The 19,961-nt window shown below is 33.3% G+C and carries 14 protein-coding genes; 8 read left to right on the top strand and 6 right to left on the bottom strand.

The genetic code is table 11. The annotated features are described in order from the left end of the window. Positions 1-383 precede the first annotated feature (383 nt). Together NSR03_RS03920 and ccpA are read left to right on the top strand one after the other, a co-directional pair. Positions 384-1,475, top strand: a complete 1,092-nt coding sequence (locus tag NSR03_RS03920; protein WP_021339055.1) for a bifunctional 3-deoxy-7-phosphoheptulonate synthase/chorismate mutase — start codon at positions 384-386, stop codon at positions 1,473-1,475. A gap of 418 nt (positions 1,476-1,893) precedes the next feature. Continuing rightward, on the top strand, positions 1,894-2,883 hold the full coding sequence (ccpA, locus tag NSR03_RS03925) for a catabolite control protein A (RefSeq protein ID WP_002507321.1): 990 nt from the start codon (positions 1,894-1,896) through the stop codon (positions 2,881-2,883). 152 nt (positions 2,884-3,035) lie between these two features. On the opposite strand, the gene NSR03_RS03930 is transcribed toward ccpA, so the two are convergent. Both NSR03_RS03930 and NSR03_RS03935 read right to left on the bottom strand, forming a co-directional pair. After that, positions 3,036-4,190, bottom strand: a complete 1,155-nt coding sequence (locus NSR03_RS03930; RefSeq protein WP_002507322.1) for an acetoin utilization protein AcuC — start codon at positions 4,188-4,190, stop codon at positions 3,036-3,038. 13 nt (positions 4,191-4,203) lie between these two features. Further along, the gene (locus NSR03_RS03935; RefSeq protein WP_021339056.1) at positions 4,204-4,836 is read right to left on the bottom strand and encodes a hypothetical protein; all 633 of its coding nucleotides are present in this window, start codon (positions 4,834-4,836) and stop codon (positions 4,204-4,206) included. A gap of 182 nt (positions 4,837-5,018) precedes the next feature. Here NSR03_RS03935 and acsA point away from each other — a divergent pair, with 182 nt between their 5' ends. Together acsA and NSR03_RS03945 are read left to right on the top strand one after the other, a co-directional pair. Continuing rightward, a complete protein-coding gene (acsA, locus tag NSR03_RS03940) occupies positions 5,019-6,728 on the top strand; it encodes an acetate--CoA ligase (protein ID WP_021339057.1) in 1,710 nt (569 codons plus the stop codon). Positions 6,729-7,082: 354 nt separating this feature from the next. Then, the gene (locus NSR03_RS03945) at positions 7,083-8,750 is read left to right on the top strand and encodes a formate--tetrahydrofolate ligase (protein ID WP_069801606.1); all 1,668 of its coding nucleotides are present in this window, start codon (positions 7,083-7,085) and stop codon (positions 8,748-8,750) included. 114 nt (positions 8,751-8,864) lie between these two features. Here the strand turns inward: NSR03_RS03945 and NSR03_RS03950 are convergent, their stop codons facing one another. Then, positions 8,865-9,776 (bottom strand): transglycosylase domain-containing protein, encoded by a 912-nt coding sequence (locus NSR03_RS03950; protein WP_021339059.1) that lies wholly within the window; start codon positions 9,774-9,776, stop codon positions 8,865-8,867. A 413-nt stretch (positions 9,777-10,189) separates the two neighbouring features. On the opposite strand from NSR03_RS03950, the gene tyrS reads away from it, so the two are divergent. Continuing rightward, a complete protein-coding gene (gene tyrS / locus NSR03_RS03955; protein WP_021339060.1) occupies positions 10,190-11,452 on the top strand; it encodes a tyrosine--tRNA ligase in 1,263 nt (420 codons plus the stop codon). A gap of 355 nt (positions 11,453-11,807) precedes the next feature. On the opposite strand, the gene NSR03_RS03960 is transcribed toward tyrS, so the two are convergent. Further along, positions 11,808-13,106, bottom strand: a complete 1,299-nt coding sequence (locus tag NSR03_RS03960) for a S1C family serine protease (protein ID WP_021339061.1) — start codon at positions 13,104-13,106, stop codon at positions 11,808-11,810. Positions 13,107-13,273: 167 nt separating this feature from the next. Between NSR03_RS03960 and NSR03_RS03965 the strand changes: the two genes are divergently transcribed. From NSR03_RS03965 to NSR03_RS03975, 3 genes are all read left to right on the top strand, one after another. Further along, entirely contained in the window at positions 13,274-13,894 is a 621-nt protein-coding gene (locus tag NSR03_RS03965) for a lysophospholipid acyltransferase family protein (RefSeq protein WP_002512495.1), read from the top strand. Positions 13,895-14,072: 178 nt separating this feature from the next. Continuing rightward, a complete protein-coding gene (nagE, locus tag NSR03_RS03970; RefSeq protein WP_021339063.1) occupies positions 14,073-15,572 on the top strand; it encodes an N-acetylglucosamine-specific PTS transporter subunit IIBC in 1,500 nt (499 codons plus the stop codon). A 221-nt stretch (positions 15,573-15,793) separates the two neighbouring features. Further along, complete coding sequence (locus tag NSR03_RS03975; protein WP_069801604.1) at positions 15,794-16,915, top strand: HAD family hydrolase; 1,122 nt, start codon at positions 15,794-15,796, stop codon at positions 16,913-16,915. 165 nt (positions 16,916-17,080) lie between these two features. On the opposite strand, the gene serA is transcribed toward NSR03_RS03975, so the two are convergent. Together serA and NSR03_RS03985 are read right to left on the bottom strand one after the other, a co-directional pair. Next, positions 17,081-18,697, bottom strand: coding sequence for a phosphoglycerate dehydrogenase (gene serA / locus NSR03_RS03980; protein ID WP_002507332.1), 1,617 nt, complete (start codon positions 18,695-18,697; stop codon positions 17,081-17,083). Beyond that, positions 18,690-19,850, bottom strand: a complete 1,161-nt coding sequence (locus tag NSR03_RS03985) for a pyridoxal-phosphate-dependent aminotransferase family protein (protein WP_021339065.1) — start codon at positions 19,848-19,850, stop codon at positions 18,690-18,692. The genes serA and NSR03_RS03985 overlap by 8 nt, the downstream gene beginning before the upstream one ends. Positions 19,851-19,961 lie beyond the last annotated feature (111 nt).

Consider the following 19,961-nt stretch of genomic DNA (forward strand, 5'->3'; position numbering starts at 1 on the left):
ATCGGACGCTTAAAATTAACGAGAACCTTTTTTTTAGTGCTTTTTAAAGGAAAAAACTGTGTGACATAAATGTATTTATTTAATAGATGAATGATTAAATCATCATTTAGAAAGTACAATTCAGCATTTATATGAAAAATAAATTGAATTAAATGAAACTTAAGTTAATAAAGTATAGAAAATGAATGAATAGTGTAAAATATTACTGGTAAATGACTGAAAATTCAGTTACCATTAGGGATATTCACTTGCAGAAAGTGAAATTTTAACAATCATGACTTGAACTTATAACTAGTTATTGTTAGAATTACGTTTAACAAATATTTTATCGCTTTAAAGCAGAATAAAATATCGATTTTAAATTTTTCATAGAGGTGAATAAAATGACAGACAAATTACAAGAATTCAGAAGCGAGATTGTTAATATTAATGAAGAAATTTTAAATCTTTTATCTAAAAGAGGAAAAATAGCACAAAACATTGGTGAGGAAAAACGTAAGCAAGGTACAGCTGTGTACGATCCTCAACGTGAAAAAGAAATGATTAACAAACTAATAGATAAAAATGAAGGTCCATTTAACGATAATGTGATCAAACAATTATTCAAGGAAATTTTTAAAGCCTCTACTGATTTACAAAAATCTGAAAATGAAAAACATTTATATGTATCAAGAAAATTAAAACCAGAAGATACAATCGTTCAATTCGATAATGGAGGTATTATTGGAAGTGGTAACAAATCATTCGTATTTGGACCATGTTCAGTTGAATCTCAAGAGCAAGTTGATGCAGTTGCAGCTAATTTACAAGCTAGAGGCGAAAAATTCATTAGAGGTGGTGCTTTCAAACCACGTACATCTCCATATGATTTCCAAGGCTTAGGTGTTGAAGGTCTTAAAATTCTTAAAAATACTAAAGATAAATACGGTCTAAATGTAGTAAGTGAAATTGTAAATCCTGCAGATTTTGAAGTAGCAGATGATTATTTAGATGTATTCCAAATTGGTGCACGTAATATGCAAAACTTTGAATTATTAAAAGAAGCAGGTCGTTCAAATAAACCAGTATTATTAAAACGTGGTTTATCTGCAACAATTGAAGAATTTATCTTTGCAGCAGAATACATTGCTTCTCAAGGTAATGAAAACATTATTCTTTGTGAACGCGGAATCCGTACTTACGAAAAAGCAACAAGAAACACATTAGATATCTCTGCAGTACCTATTTTAAAACAAGGTACTCACTTACCAGTAATGGTTGACGTTACCCATAGTACAGGACGTAAAGATATCATGTTACCAACAGCTAAAGCTGGCTTAGCAGTAGGTGCAGATGGTATTATGGCTGAAGTTCATCCTGACCCATCAGTTGCATTAAGTGATAGTGGACAACAAATGGACTTCGATGAATTCGAGAATTTCTATAATGAAATTAGACCATTAGCTGATATGTACAATAACAAACAATTAAAATAAGAAATATAAAAAAGCCCCTGTTACGTTACTACTTAAGTAGTGAACTGTAATAGGGGTTTTTTTGCTTTCATATTGTTTTTAAAATGAATGAAGTATAATGTTAGCAATTTATAAAATGCTCATACTTTGGAGTGATATGACAAATGTATAGAGTATTTAAATATAAAATAAAAAATAAATGATGAATCATCATATTACGCTTGATTTTAATGAAAAACATAAAAATTTAAACGAAAAAGGTTTGTTTTCACTGGAAATAAGAAATATAATACATTTAGTAGGTTTATAATTTTATAAGATGACATAATTATGACATTCAAAACAAAACTATTTTACATTTAGTAAAAATATGGTAAACTTTGAAAATATTATGAAAACAGAGTATAATAATAAAGAAATCGCTTTCAAGGAGGAAATTATGACTGTAACTATATATGATGTAGCTAGAGAAGCAAGAGTTTCTATGGCAACTGTCTCACGTGTTGTTAATGGCAATCAAAATGTTAAACCCGAAACACGTGACAAAGTAAACGATGTTATTAATAAATTGAACTACCGTCCAAACGCAGTAGCAAGAGGATTAGCTAGTAAACGAACTACAACAGTAGGCGTTATTATTCCAGATATTTCTAATGTCTATTATTCGCAACTTGCTCGAGGGTTAGAAGATATAGCAACAATGTATAAATATCATTCAATTATTTCAAATTCTGATAATGATCCAAGTAAAGAAAAAGAAATTTTTAACAATCTTTTAAGTAAACAAGTAGATGGTATTATTTTCTTAGGTGGAACAATTTCTGAAGAAATTAAAGAATTGATTAATAAATCTTCAGTACCTGTAGTAGTTTCAGGTACAAATGGTAAAGATGAAGGTATTTCATCTGTAAATATTGATTTTAAATCAGCAGCTAAACAAATCACGAACCAATTAATCGAAAACGGCGCAAAAACATTTGCTTTTGTCGGTGGCGATTATTCTAAAAAAGCACAAGAAGATGTGCTAGTAGGATTAAAAGACGTTTTAGCAGAGCATAAACTTTCATTAGATGAATCATTGATTTTTAATGGTAATGAAACATATAAAGATGGTCTACGTGCATTTGATGCATTGAAATCTGCTAAGCCAGATGCAATTCTATCAATCAGTGATGAACAAGCAATAGGTCTAGTTCATGCTGCTCAAGATGCAGGTATTAACGTTCCAGAGTCATTACAAATTGTAAGTTTTAACAATACTAGACTTGTTGAAATGGTAAGACCTCAATTATCTAGTGTAATCCAACCGTTATACGATATTGGGGCAGTGGGTATGAGACTTCTTACTAAATATATGAATGATGAAGAAATCGAAGAGCCTAATGTGATTTTACCTCATAGAGTTGAGTATAGAGGTACTACAAAATAGATTTTTTATAGATTCAACAATGTATAATTAACAATAACTTCAGTGTTAATAAATGATAATGAAATATAAAAAACGAAATTCTTATTAATTAAGAATTTCGTTTTTTTATTTAAATTGAAAACTTAAACCAGTATGATAAGATGTTGATTTATTTAAAACCAACTCAGTACTTGTTTGGCATATTTTAAATTTGTTTCTGTAATTTCTTTTTGCCTAGGTATTATTTGATAGTCAGTTTTTTCATCGGTCCAAGTTTGTGGTAGTTCGCAAGGCGCGTATTGTTGCCATTTTGTTAACCATTTATCAGGCAAACGGCCAGTTTGTGGTTTTTCTCCGATTAAAGCTAAAAAAACGTGGCTCCAAGCCCGTGGGACAACTTTCCATATATTATAGCCGCCGCCACCAAACATTAATACTTTACCTTTTGTGTATTTATCTGCTAAATCTTTAATGATATATGGAATTTCATAGAGTGATTCTAGAGTACAATTCAAATGCGTGAGTGGATCTAAGTAGTGAATGTCAACGCCATGTACACTCACAATAATATCTGGTTTAAATGATGCCACTATAGGTTCTATCGTTTCTTTAAAGGTTTCTAAAAATGAATCATCTTCTGTATAAGGTTCAAGTGGAATATTTACTGTATAACCGAAACCTTGTTCACTACCTCGTTCCGTGTAACGTCCTGATCCAGGGAAAAGAAATTTTCCAGTTTCGTGTATCGAATAAATTAAAGCTTGATCATTTGTATAAAAACTCCATTGTGTTCCATCACCATGATGTGCATCTGTATCAATACATAGCACGCGTTGGTCATATTTTTGTATGAGATAAGCGATAGTAACTGCAACGTCATTGTAAATACAAAATCCATTCGCACGACCTGGTAGGCTATGGTGTAAACCGCCACCTAAATGGCAGCCATTGGTGACTGTATCATCCATGATGTGATCAGCCAAATTCAATGCTCCACCCACAATACGTGCACTGTGCTTGTGCATCATTCTAAATTGCATCGTATCATCACCGTCTAATCCATACTTCTTAGCTTCATTGTCACTTAAAATACCATGTGAAGCACGTCTGATAGCTTGGATATAATCATGAGAATGAATTAATGATAATTCGGTATCATTAGCTATACGTGGTTTAATAATATGATGTGATTTTAAATAACCTAAATCTGTTAATAATTCTGTTGTTAATTTTAATCTCATTTGGTTAAATGGATGGCTATTACTAAAACGATATTGCAGTATTTCATTAGAATAGACAAAGCCCGTTGATTGTTGCGTATTACTCATATGTTTCTCCCCTTTAAAAGAAAAAGCGATTCATGAAGCGAATGTCATCAAATGCTTGTAATTGTTCTATAGAAATTCTTGAACCAATTCTTGCCATAAGACAATTAGCAGGATGACTTGTAATTTCTGGGTCATCTGTGGCAAATACTTCAAGGCCCCCATAACCCATCAGTTTTTGCATTAATTTTTTATATTCATATACATCAAGCCCAGAATTTTTCAAATCCCAATGCCAATAATATTCAGTAGTTAACACGATGTAATCTTCATATTCATCAGCAGCTAAACTGACTTTGATAAGCTCACTTCCTAAATGTAAATCGCGATAAGCTAAACTTAATTCTATAGCTCCTAATTCTATTAAGTATTCCAAATTACCACTAGACCAACGTTCTAATGGATCTGGGTAATGATAAGTGACATAACCGATAATGTGTTGTGAATTGCGCAACACAAAAATTCTACCTTCTTCTAATTCACTAATTTCTTTTATTGCTTCAAATTGATCCGTAGGTGGGCGAAATGCAAAGAGCCCATCATCAAATGTCATAGATTCAAGACTACTTCTTAAAACAGGACCTTCTATCACAAATGTTCCTTCATCCAAGTGATAAGTTTGAGATTGATATGTTTTTATATGTTCCATTTTTTCACTCCAAACTACCGCATACACATACAGTAAACAATCTAATATAAGTCTATTATAAGTTAAAAAAGTTTAAAATAACACAATAATGTATTCGTTTACACACTATTATTTTGAAAATTTTGACAATATTAGTTATAATAATTTTTAAGCAAGCGATTTCATTAAGAGGGGGATTCAAAATGAAAGTAGAAGTATACAAAGGGGAAAATGGAAATTTTAACCTTAAAGACTATGAAAAAGAGTACGCTAATTTTGACTGGAAAGAAATAGAAAAAGCATTTTCATGGTCAGAAACTGGTAAGATCAATATGGCACACGAGTGTATTGATCGCCATGTGGATGAAGGTAATGGTGAAAAAGTTGCGTTACATTATAAAGATGATAAACGTAAAGAAAGTTATACTTTTGAAGAAATGAAATCAAATTCTAATAAAGCGGCAAATGTATTAAAAGATAAAGCAAATATTGAAAAAGGTGATCGTGTTTTTGTATTTATGCCTAGAACGCCAGAACTTTATTTTGCTTTATTCGGTATATTAAAAATAGGTGCAATTGTAGGACCATTATTTGAAGCATTTATGGAAAAAGCTGTTGCAGATCGACTAGAAAATAGTGAAGCAAAAGTGATTGTGACAACGAATGCATTATTGCCACGTATTCCTAAAGATAAATTACCACATTTAGAAACGATTGTAGTTGTAGATGAGGAAGTAGAAAGTGAATATGTTGATTTTAATAGTGAATTAAAAAATGCTAGTGATCAATTTGAAACAGAATGGCTAAACTTAGATGACGGTTTGATATTGCATTATACTTCAGGTTCAACAGGCCAACCTAAAGGCGTGCTACATGCTCAAAAAGCTATGCTCGTTCATTACATTTCTGGTAAATATGTACTAGATTTTAAAGAAGACGATGTATATTGGTGTACTGCTGACCCTGGATGGGTAACAGGTACTTCATATGGTATTTTCAGTCCTTGGTTAAATGGTGTGACAAATTGTATTGTTGGTGGTAGATTCTCACCTGAAGCTTGGTACGGTATGATTGAAGAGTATAAAGTTACAATATGGTACACAGCGCCAACGGCATTAAGAATGTTGATGAGTGCAGGCGATGATGTTATAGACAAATACGACTTATCATCACTAAAAAGTATCTTATCCGTAGGTGAACCACTTAATCCTGAAGTCATTAAATGGTCCAAAGATGTCTTTGGCAAACGTGTCTTAGATACGTGGTGGATGACTGAAACAGGGGGCCATATGATTGTTAACTATCCATCCATGGATGTTAAATTAGGCTCTATGGGTAAACCTTTACCAGGCATAGAAGCATCTATTGTTGATGATCAAGGTAACGAGTTGCCACCGAATCGAATGGGTAACCTCGCAATTAAAAAAGGATGGCCATCTATGATGGTTTCCATTTGGAAAAATCCTGAAAAATATGACTCATACTTCATTGGTGATTGGTATGTTTCTGGAGACTCTGCTTATAAAGATGAAGATGGTTATTATTGGTTCCAAGGTCGTGTAGATGACGTTATTATGACTGCAGGCGAACGTGTCGGTCCATTTGAAGTCGAATCAAAATTAGTGGAACATGAATCGGTTGCAGAAGCAGGTGTGATTGGTAAACCAGACCCAGTAAGAGGAGAAATTATTAAAGCGTTCGTTGCTTTACGACCTGAGTATGAAGCATCAGATGAACTGAAAGAAGAAATTCGTGTATTTGTCAAAGAAGGTTTAGCCGCACACGCTGCACCACGCGAAATAGAATTTAAAGAAAAACTTCCTAAAACACGTTCTGGTAAGATTATGCGTCGTGTCCTTAAAGCTTGGGAACTTGATTTACCTGAAGGCGATTTAAGTACAATGGAAGACTAATTAAACAAAATAGTAGTTTAATCAGAAATAGCTAACCTGTATTTCCAATTTAAAATTAAGCAAGTTATTTCCAGACTCCCTTTATATCATCAACTTTAAGTATGTGTTTATTCGACACACTAGAGATTATGATGATATCTAGGGAGTTTTTTTGGTGTAAAATAACATTTTTAGCGTAACATAGGACACATAAGGTGAAAATATTCACTAATTATTTTGAAAGCGCTTTCTCTATTAATCGACAACACAACATAAGTTAGTTAATATTAATATGTAAGGATTTATTTTTATCAGTAGCATATATGGGAAATATATTTATTGATTTAAAATTTATTTAAGAAGGGGCGAACGAATTTGGCACACTTATCTGATTTAGATATTGCAAATCAATCAACATTAAAACCGATTGGAGATATTGCTAAACAGGCGGGTATCCCTGCAGATGCATTAGAACCATACGGGCACTATAAAGCTAAAATTGATATTAATCAAGTTCAACAAAAAAATGGTAAGGGTAAAGTAGTATTAGTTACTGCGATGAGTCCAACGCCAGCAGGTGAAGGTAAATCAACAGTTACAGTTGGATTAGCAGACGCATTCAACGAACTTAAGAAAAGCGTCATGGTAGCGTTACGTGAACCGGCTTTAGGTCCTGTTTTCGGAATAAAAGGTGGTGCAACTGGTGGTGGCTATGCACAAGTATTACCAATGGAAGATATAAATCTACACTTCAATGGCGACTTCCACGCAATCACTACTGCAAATAATGCACTGTCAGCATTTATTGATAACCACATGCATCAAGGTAATGAATTAGAAATCGATCAAAGACGTATTGAATGGAAACGTGTTTTAGACATGAATGACCGTGCATTACGTAACGTAAATGTAGGTTTAGGTGGACCAACGCAAGGGGTCCCAAGAGAAGATGGTTTTAATATTACTGTTGCTTCTGAAATAATGGCAATTCTTTGTTTATCTAATGACCTTAATGATTTAAAAGCAAAAATCAGTAGAATTACTATAGGTTATACTAGATCACGTAAACCTGTTATTGTAGCTGACTTAAAAGTAGAAGGCGCATTAGCGATGATTCTTAAAGATGCAATTAAACCAAACCTAGTACAAACAATTGAAGGCACACCAGCTCTTGTACATGGTGGGCCATTTGCAAATATTGCACATGGTTGTAATTCAATTTTAGCGACAGAAACTGCGAGAGATTTAGCAGATGTCGTTGTAACTGAAGCAGGCTTTGGCTCAGATTTAGGCGCTGAAAAATTCATCGATATTAAAGTACGTGAAGCAGGATTTGAACCTTCAGCAGTTGTAGTAGTTGCGACAGTTCGTGCGCTTAAAATGCATGGTGGTGTAGCTAAAGACAACTTAAAAGAAGAAAATGTTGAAGCGGTTAAAAAAGGTATCGTGAACTTAGAACGCCACGTTAAAAATGTTAAAAAATATGGTTTAGAACCTGTAGTTGCATTGAATGCGTTCGTACATGATACTGAAGAAGAAACACAATATGTACAACAATGGGCAAAAGAGAATGGTGTGAGACTTGCTTTAACTGAAGTATGGGAAAAAGGTGGCAAAGGTGGTGTCGATCTAGCGAATGAAGTGCTAGAAGTACTTGATGAACCACAAGATTTCAAACATTTATATGAATTAGATTTACCACTTGAAGAAAAAATCGAAACAATTGTTAAAGAAATTTATGGTGGATCAAAAGTCACATTTAGTAGTAAAGCACAGAAACAGCTTAAACAGTTTAAAGAAAATGGCTGGGATAACTATCCAGTATGTATGGCTAAAACACAGTATTCATTCTCAGATGATGCAACACAATTAGGCGCACCTGAAGGTTTTGAAATCACTATTCGTGAATTAGAAGCTAAAACAGGCGCAGGATTTATAGTTGCATTGACTGGAGCAATCATGACTATGCCTGGTCTCCCTAAAAAACCAGCAGCATTAAACATGGATGTTACTGATGATGGACATGCAATTGGACTATTCTAAATTTTAACTATTATATGATACAAACATATTAAAAATAGCTGTAAGGAAATCTATAACGATAGATTTCTTCACAGCTATTTTTTATTTGCCTGAGTAGTTTATGAACTAGCCATTTTATTTTGTCATTAAATGTTGTTTGATATCGTATTTTTCAGCCTTTTTAAAATCATAAGCAGTAATTTCACCTTCAACCAACATCCGTTTGAGCACATAGTGTTGGCGATCCAAACCAATCTGTATCTGAGCGTCAGATTTGAGTGAACCATCCGTGTCATAAGGGGTATAATAATAAGGGCTTTGTAAAAGTCCAATCAGATAGGCTGATTCAGCAATATTTAAGTTTGTAGCGGCTTTTCCAAATAAACTATAAGATGCTGAAGCGATACCTGTGATATCAGAACCATTATAATCACGTCCAAAAGGCACGATATTCAAATAAGTATAGATAATTTCATCTTTGGTTAAAATCTTTTCAGTTCGCATAGATAAGATAAGTTCATTAGCTTTGCGATTATATGTTTTTTCATTTGTCAGTAGTTGATTTTTTACGAGTTGCTGGGTGATGGTACTACCTCCAGTTGCAGCTTCTGTATTAAATATATCTTGCCCAACTGCTCGAATGATAGCTTTTGGTAAAATACCATTATGATAGAAAAATAAGCTGTCTTCTGAAGAAGTCAATGCCTTTATCACGTTGCTATTTACATGTTTAGGTCCTACGATGAGTGAATTTGTCGATTTATTGTATTCTGCTAAAATATGCTTATTGTTATAATTTATATCTTGGTTACCAGCAATGCTCAGCAATTTTGTACGTAATTCATTATCTGACATGTTTACAGATTCATCAGTCAAACTTTGGAAGTAAAATACTGATATGGCCAATAAAATAATAAAGGTACATGCGAAAATTGCAAACAAGCCAATGAAAAGATGCTTTAATTTTTTATAGATAATTTCAAATTTAGAGAATTTAGAGTTATGTAAATGATTGTGAACATTATTTTCATGTGTTTGATTTTCCATGTTTGACCTCCTTACGTATGCAATATTATAACATAATAAATGATGTTGACTTTTAAAATAGAGTTACTTATAATTAATATCAATTCGATATCGTTTTTGGATAAAGGAGAAGTAACATATGGTGTCATCTTCAGAGAGTTAGTGGTTGCTGTGAACTAACGATGATTAATATGTGAATACACCTTAATGATTTCAATCATCCAAACGTTTAAGTTAATGAACGTATCATTAATAAAGTTGTTTGACTTAGAGTATGGTGGTACCGTGCGCATGCGCCCTTACATTAATTTGTAGGGGCGTTTTTTTATTTTTTAAGTGTTATTCGGTCGTACTTGCTAAAAGTGACTTGAACTTTGGACGGTATTTAAAATCTATTCAAAATAATATCTTAATAAATATAGGAGGTAAATACAATGACAAATGCATTATTAGAAGATTTAAAATGGAGAGGCTTAATTTATCAACAAACAGACGAATCTGGTATAGAAAATGTATTAAATAAAGAACAAGTTACATTATACTGTGGTGCCGATCCAACTGCAGATAGTTTACACATCGGTCATTTATTACCATTTTTAACTTTACGTAGATTCCAAGAACATGGGCATCGTCCACTTGTATTAATAGGTGGGGGAACAGGAATGATTGGTGATCCATCAGGTAAATCTGAAGAACGTGTCTTACAAACAGAAGAACAAGTTGAATTAAACGTACAGGGTATCAGTGAACAAATGCATAAAATTTTTGAATTTGGTACTGATAAAGGTGCTAAACTTGTTAATAATAAAGATTGGTTAAGCCAAATTTCATTGATTGATTTCTTAAGAGATTACGGTAAACATGTCGGTGTAAATTACATGTTGGGTAAAGACTCAATTCAAAGTCGCTTAGAATACGGCATTTCGTTCACTGAGTTCACATATACAATACTCCAAGCAATTGATTTTGGTCATTTAAACAAAACTTACAATTGTAAAGTACAAGTTGGTGGTTCTGATCAATGGGGCAATATCACAAGTGGAATTGAATTAATGCGTCGTATGTACGGTCAAACAGAAGCATACGGACTGACGATTCCTTTAGTCGTTAAATCAGATGGTAAAAAATTCGGTAAATCAGAAGGTGGCGCAGTTTGGTTAGACGCTACAAAAACGAGTCCATACGAATTTTACCAATTTTGGATTAACACTACAGACGATGATGTAATCAAATTCTTGAAATATTTTACATTCTTAGAAAAAGAAGAAATTGAAGCATTAGAAAAATCCTTAAATGAAGCACCGCATTTACGCGAAGCACAAAAAGCTTTAGCAGAAAATGTCACACGTTTCATCCATGGTCAAGCTGCATTAGATGATGCAATTCGTATCTCAAAAGCATTATTTGCAGGTGACTTACAATCATTGTCAGCTTCAGAATTAAAAGCAGGATTCAAGGATGTGCCACAAGTTGAATTGAGTAAAGAAACTACAAATATTGTTGAAGCGATTGTTGAAACTGGTATTTCATCATCTAAGCGTCAAGCACGTGAAGATGTGAATAATGGTGCAATTTATATCAATGGTATAAGACAACAAGATGTGAATTATGAATTAAACGATGACGATATAATCGAGAATGAATTTACTATTATTCGTCGTGGTAAGAAAAAATATTTCATGGTTAATTATAAATAATATTTGAAGATAGATAGATGAATAACGCGATATATATATAAATTATCGTCAAAACAGCCGACAAAACCTTATGATTTTGTTGGCTATTTTTGTGTAAGTTTTTCTTGGAATAGACTCATCTTGGATTCCTCTGCGAGTGTATTTCCTGTAGTAGTAGGCCTAAAGCATTGTCAATTTTTAAAATGAAAATTGTCATTTTGTATACTTTATGTAGTATTGAACTAAACATACTTTATACTGAAACAAATATTATTAGAGAACTAGATAAGGATAATTTATAAAATATAAAAAACCAATCAAGTAAACTAATCTTACTTGATTGGTTCAAAATAACTATTAAGTTTAAGTTATTGTTTTAATTAAATGGTGCAGGACTTTCATTTTCTTTTTCAGATGACTCTGAAGATGTTGATTTTTGTTCTTTTAATGGTACTTCCACTGTTTGCTCCTTACCATTTCTTTCAATAGTCATTTCTACTGAATCACCAGGTTTTTTATTTTCATATAAATAAGAGCGTAAGTCAGCATCTTCTTTGACTTTTTTATCATCTATCGCAGTGATGATATCACCTTCTTTAAGCTCGTTATCAGCATGAACTTTGGCAATATAGACACCATCATTGCGTTTTGTATTCAGTTCTTCTTTATATTGTTCTGGTATCTCACTTACATTAAGTAAACTAATACCAATGGAAGGGCGCTCAATCTCGCCATTTTCTACAAGTTCTTTAATGGTAACTTTAACTTCATTACTTGGGATTGCAAAGCCAATACCTTCAACTTGTTCACTTGCAATCTTCATTGAGTTAATACCTACGAGATTACCATTAATATCTACGAGTGCACCACCGGAATTACCAGGATTGATTGCCGCATCTGTTTGCAATACGTTTACTTTATTCGTACCAGCAGATGTTTTCGTATCAATTGTACGTTCGCTAGCAGAAATAATGCCTGAAGTCACCGAGTTAGCAAATTCTAGACCTAGGGGATTACCCATTGCAAAAACACTATCTCCTGTATTTACTTTTGAAGAGTTGGCAAAGTCAATTGCTTTAGTGCCTTTCGTATCATTGATTTTTAGTACTGCTATATCAGTTAAGGCATCTTTGCCTACTAATTTCGCATCGACTTGTTTAGAATTGTGCAATTGTACCTTGATTTCATTCGCACCATCGATAACGTGATTATTCGTTACGATATATGCAGAACCATTATTTTTTTGATAAATGACACCTGATCCAACACCAGCTTCTTCTGATTTAGAAGAATCACCTTTTAGCAAACTATCTAAATTTTGAGCTTTTTGCATATTAATAACACCTACAATAGCAGGGGAGACATCGTTAATCATTTGGTTCACAGAATCATATTTTTCACTTTTTCCATCGAGTGTATTGCCACCATTACTACTATTAGAAGCTTCTTGAACGGAAGAACCGTTATCATTTAAGCCTGTGCTTTCCATGATTTTCCCAATACCTAATACCAAAAGTGCGCCTATAATACCGGCAACTAAGGCCACAATTATCGTTTTAAACCATGGGAATTTGGTTTTGTTTTTTGACCTTTTATTGTGAGCTTGTTCCGGTTGTTGCGGCTGCCGAGGGTTTTGTGTTTCATTAGAGTTATGATCGTTATTAAAATCTGACATACTTTACCTCCGATTTATTCTATATAACCTATTATGATAGGTTTATACAACTTTTTCTAGTATAGCACTATACAACTTTAGACTGAAATATAAATATTCTTGTTCATAAGGTGACTAAATGATAGAATCAATAGGTAAATATAATGGAAAATGAAGTAGGTGGAGAAATGTATAAATTCATTAGCGGTTTGTTAAATATAATTATTACTAAGCTAAGTAAATCATTAGAAGTGCAAGGTAAAGAAAATATACCTCAACTTCACAGATATGTAGTGACTTGTACGCATGAAAGCTATAATGAAGTTATCATGTTAGCTACTGCGATTTACCCAAATCAAACACATTACATGGCGAAAAAAGAGTTATTCAATAATAAATGGTTTGGTAAGTTTTTAACTTCTTTAAATGCTTTTCCTGTAGATAGAGAAAATCCAGGACCTAGCACATTGAAAAAACCGGTTAAATTATTAAAAGAAAATAAAACAGTAGGAATATTCCCAACTGGTCATCGCATGAAGTATGATGAGGGATCACCTATGAAACGTGGCGCAGTAACTATTGCTTTGATGGCCCAAGCTCCTATTTTACCAGCTGCATATGTAGGACCTAAAGAAATTAAAGGACTTGTTACGGGTAAAGCGATTGTTAAATTTGGGGAACCTATCGAAACGAAGCATTTACCAAAAAACATGAAGCGCAATGAAAAATTAGAATATTTAACAAAAGAATTAGAAAGTAGAACGACACAATTACAAAATGAATTAAATGATTATGTGAATCATAAATAGTAAGTTTCAATATTTTTTAAATAGTTAGACATTTTAATTTATATACGAATTTTTTTAAACTTGTGTTATTATGTAACTGTACAATGACAGCAAGTAAAACGTTTAGAAACACCACGTGGACATATTGTGCATGTGGTGTTTGTTTGTGTAAATATCTATTTTGAAATGGGGAATTGTTATGTTTAGTTTCTTTCAACGTCTTGGTAGGTCTCTTATGCTTCCTGTTGCAGTGTTACCAGCCGCCGCAATTATTACGGGTATCGGTAACGCATTAACAGCAATGGGAGTCTTACCAACGGTAGCAGCGTTTTTCTCTTCTGCCGGTTCGACGATTCTTGAACAACTAGGTATTCTTTTTGCAATTGGGGTAGCATTAGGAATGGCTAAGAAAAATGATGGCGCAGTAGCACTCGCGGCTGCAGTAGGTTTCTTTTTAACTACAGTTGTTTTAAGTCCAGCAAAATTAGCACCATTATTAGGTGTTAAAGAAACAAGCGTAAACGAAGCTTTTGAACAAATGAATAATTCTAACGTGTTTATTGGTTTATTGATTGGTTTAATCGCAGCGTATACTTACAACAAATTTAGTAAAACTGAATTACCTACAGCGTTATCATTCTTTAGTGGTAAACGTTTAGTACCAATTTTAACAGCATTCTTTAGTATTATATTGGCCGTATTGATGTTATTTGTTTGGCCATTTATTTATTCAGCAATTGTAATATTTGGGACATGGATTTTAGATTTAGGTCCAGGAGGTGCTTTCTTATATGGTTTCTTTAACAGATTATTGATACCGACTGGATTGCATCACGCGTTAAACTCAGTGTTTTGGTTTGATTTAGCAGGTATTAATGACATTGCTAAATTCCAAACTGGTGATGGTGCAGTACATGGTATTACAGGACGTTATATGGCTGGCTTCTTCCCAGTAATGATGTTTGGTATCCCGGCTGCAGCATTAGCGATGTACCATACAGCAGAATCTAAACAGAAAAAACGTGTTTATGGTTTAATGTTTGGTGGCGCAGTTTCAGCATTCTTTGTTGGGGTTACTGAGCCAATTGAATTCTCATTCATGTTTGTGGCACCAGTGTTATTTGTGATACATGCATTTTTAACTGGTTTATCCATGTTTATAGCAGCATTGTTCGAGTGGACAGCAGGCTTCTCATTTAGTGCTGGTTTAATAGACTATGTATTATCATTAATTAATCCTGTATCAAGTCAACCATACATGTTGTTAGTACAAGGACTTGTATTCTTTGTTATATATTACTTTGTATTTAGATTTGCTATTAAAGTATTGAAATTAAATACACCTGGTCGTGGGGATAACTTACTAGCAGATCCAACTTCTGATGAAGCGTCAACGGGAGATGTTGCAGATTCAGAAGGAGCAACTACAACGACAACTAATAAATATACAAATACAGCAAGCCAAATTTTAGATGGATTAGGTGGCAAAGAGAATATTTCATCATTAACAAACTGTGCTACTAGATTACGCATGGAATTACATGATAATAGCATTATTGATGAAGCTAAGATTAAGGGGGCAGGAGCTGTCGGTGTGACAAAGAGTGGTAAACATAATGCCCAAGTTATTATCGGCACTCAAGTTCAGCAAGTAGCTGATGAAATTGAAGTACAAATGGAATCAGAGCAGCAAAAATAATGGAGACGCAATAATATCTAAATAAGTTTATTTTAGGATACGCCTAATCATAGTTATCACTGAAAAGTGGAACTTTGTAAGGCGTATTTTTTATCTAAAAAAATTAAATATTTAACGATATGATTTGTTTGATAAAATGATGAAAATACATTGCTCTTTTCATGGGTAAATAGTACGATGAACTAGTATCAGAATTTTCTGATTTAAGGAGAGTAGATGACATGAAGTCGGTATTATTTGATGTTGATGGTGTTTTTTTAAGTGAAGAAAGGTGTTTTGATGTATCTGCATTAACGGTTTACGAAATTCTTATGAGTAAAAATTATATGGGCTTAGATCCATCTATACAATTTGATGATTTAAGTGATCAACAAATTACTGAAATAAGAGAAATCGTATTCTACCATGATGAAATTTTAACTAAGTTAAAGTCACTTGGATTAAATTCAAATTGGGATATGTTATTTGTAGTTGTAGCCATTCACTTTATTGAAATATGTAAAACATTACCCCAAGAAAAATTAGTGGAAGTTTTAAATCCAGAAAGCTTTAATCAAGAAACATTGCAACAAATTGGTGGAAATATTTTTGATATAGAATTGAACTTTGAGTCACCATTATCGTTTTTAGATGGTATAAGTTCAGGAAAAGATAATATTTATCAAACACTTGTTACGCATGCTGGTGATCAGTTAAATACAAAGCAAACAGCATTATTTGAACTGAAAAGTCCGTTTTGGACGCTAGCTCAAGAGGTTTACCAAGAGTGGTACTTAGGTTCTAAGTTATTTAACGAAGTAGAACAAAAGCCTAACCGTACAGAATTTAAAGAAGGTTACATATATAACGAAGTTGTGTTAAGACCTGTAACTGAAATTAAACAGTTATTAACAGATTTGAAAGCTGCTGGCTATCATATAGCCATTGCAACTGGTAGACCTAGAACAGAAACATTAGTGCCATTTGAAGCAATTGGTATCAAAGATTTATTTGATGATTTACATATTGTTACTGCAAGTGAGGTATTAATCGCTGAGGAACAATATCCTAAGTTAAAACCATTAGGTAAGCCTAATCCGTTTAGCTATTTAGCAACATTAGAAGGTAATCATTTAAAAAATTATGAAAAATATGCTACAAATCAAGAAAATCGTGTTAATAAAGATGATGTTTTTGTGGTAGGAGATTCATTGGCAGATCTGTTAAGTTCTAAAAAAATAGGGGCGACTTTCATTGGTCCATTGACAGGTTTGAAAGGACAGAATGCACGTGAAGAATTAGAGTCTTACGATGCTGAATATATCGTAGACCATGTAGGAGATATTAGAGAAATATTATTGTAATTAAAAGATACTACGCTTATTATTTGATGACTAAATAATAATGCGTCAGTATCTTTTTTTATTGCCAACAAAAAATACCAATCCATTAGAAAACTAATAGACTGGTATTTTTAATTTAAGAAATAAGTTATTTATATTCTAAGTTCTTTTATGATGATTCAATATTTAAATATTGTAGTTTGCATCACTTTGAATATCCAGTTCAACGCTTCGTATCAAATTAAATCCTTCAATTTGATATAATGCATCAATAACATCTGGTGTAACAGGGTGGTCAATTGATAATACCATTAGGGCGTTACCACCTTGGTTTGTACGACCAAGGTGCATTGAAGCGATATTGATATCATATGTGCCAAGAATTTGTCCTGTGCGGCCTACAATGCCTGGTCTATCGTTATGATTTATTACTAGTTGGTGATGTTCTGGTTTAAAGTCTACTGGATAATCATTGATACGTACGATTCTTGGACCATAACCATTGAGTACAGTTGCGCCAAGTTTAATTTGAGTATCTTTATTAATTAATGTTAATTCTATATAGTTACTAAAACCACGATGTTTTGTATTCTTTTCAATATTATAAGATACACCTTGTTCATTTAAGAGTACTAAGGCGTTGATTAAGTTTACACGTTCTGCTAAATCTTGACGTAAGACGCCAGATACAAGTGTTCTTGTAATCAAACTTGTATCATCTAATGCAATGTCACCTTCGTATTTGATTTGTAGTTCGCGAGGTGCTTTTTCAAGTAATTGAATACCGACTTCACCAGTCATTTTACTTAATTCAATATAAGGCTTCAATTCATCATTGATTTCACTGTAAGTCATTTTTGGTGCGTTAATCGCGTTTAAGACGTTACCATTTTCGAAAATATCAACGATTTCATTTGCTACTGAAACAGCCACTTTTTCTTGAGCTTCGACAGTCGATGCACCTAAATGTGGTGTAACAATAATTTTATCGTTATCAACAAGAGGGGACTCAGTTGCTGGTTCGCTTTCAAATACATCTATTGCCGCACTTTGAATTTGATCATTGTTTAAAGCGTCTAATAGCGCTGTTTCATCAATAATACCACCACGTGCTACGTTAATAATTTGTAACGTTGGTTTTGCCTTTTCGAAAAAGTCTTTACCAACGATACCTTTAGTTTTTGGAGTTAATGGTGTGTGTACAGTAACGAAGTCTGCTTGTTCAGCAATTTCTTCAACCGTTGCACGTGTGACATTTAGTTCTTTTGCCTTATCTTCAGATAAGTAAGGGTCAAAAGCTAAAATATGCATACCGAAACTTTGTGCACGTTTTGCAACGCCTAAACCAATTCTACCAGCACCGATGACGCCAAGCGTTTTATTATAAAGTTCTGTACCTCTATATGTTTTACGGTCCCATTTTCCATTTTTCAATGATTGATGTGCTTGTGGGATATTACGTGCCATTGATAAAATCATAGCCATAGAGTGTTCAGTAGCAGAAATAGTATTACCATCTGGTGCATTAATTACGATAACACCATTTTTGGTAGCTGCATCGACATCAATGTTGTCTACACCGACCCCAGCTCTAGCAATAACTTTTAGATTTGGTGCTGCTTCAATCATTTCTGCAGTGACTTGTGTTTGGCTTCTAACAATTAAGCCTTGATAATCACCAATTTTTTCAACGAGTTCGCTTTCATTTAATTCTGTATTGATTTCGACTTCGAAGTCTTTATGGTCAATTAAACTTTTTAAACCTTCTGGTGAGATTGGATCAGATACTAAAATTTTATACATATGCTTTTACGACCTCCATGTACTGAGTAATTGCTGTACCAATATATGATTCTTTTCTGAATTCAGTTAATAGAATTTCTAATGCTGATACGACTTGTAAAATATCAAAAGGTGAAATTTGACCCATATGACCTATGCGTAGAATTTCTCCTTTTAGATGACCTTGTCCACCTGCAATCGTTATAGCAAAACGGTTTTTAAGTTCATTTTTAATGAAGTTGAGTTCTTCTTTTGATTTAGGCACAAAGGCCGTAACAGTAGGTGAAGCAAACTCATCTTGGACTAATAAATCTAAGCCTAGTGAATTGAGTGATTTTCTTAAAGCATCACGTATTGCATAGTGACGTGCAATAACTTGGTCTAATCCTTCTTCTTCAACTAATTTGGCGTAGGCATTCACACCTCTAAATAACGAAACGTTTGGTGTGAAAGGTGTTGAATTTGCTTCTAAAGATTTCAAATATTTATTTAAATCTAAATAAAATCTTGGCGTCGTAACTTGGCTAAATCGTTCTTTAGCACGATTATTATAAGCTACAAACGCTAAACCAGGAGGCAACATAATAGCTTTTTGACTACCAGAAATAAGCACATCAATCTGATCTCGTTGTAAGTCTACATCAACTGCACCGATACAACTCACGCCATCAACAATAAAGTAAATCGATTCGTCGTATGCTTTAAGGGCATGTCCTAATTCATGGACAGGATGCAACACTGCAGTGGATGTTTCACAATATTGACTATAAACTGCTGTAATATCTGTGTTCAATGATTTTAAGAAGTCAATAAATTCAGGCACGTTTACAGCCTTGCCCCATTCGACTTCAAAAATATGTACGTTTTCGTAATATGTTTCTGCAATTTGTTTGAAACGATTACCAAAAGCACCTGAAACAATGATAACAATGTTGTCATCAGGATTTGCAATATTTAACATGCTTGCTTCTAAAGAGCTTGTCCCACTAGAAGTTAATATCATTACTTCATTTTGCGCACCGAATATTGGTTTTAGAGCACGAAATGCTTCTTCAGCAATTGTTTCAAAGTCACTTGATCTGTGTCCGACCATTGGTGACTGTGTTGCGTGTAAAATTTCATCTGGTACTGGCGTTGGTCCTGGTGTAAGTAACATAGGACGATAGTATTTCATATGTGATTCCCCCAATGCTTATGATTGTCTTAGTTTATCAAATTTTCAGAAAATATAAAAGTGCAAAAGTTAAAAGATTATGTAAATAAACAAAATAAAATATCATGAAAG

The organism is Staphylococcus sp. FSL W8-1207 (assembly GCF_038003745.1).
In the GTDB taxonomy this organism is placed as follows: Bacteria; Bacillota; Bacilli; order Staphylococcales; family Staphylococcaceae; genus Staphylococcus; species Staphylococcus equorum.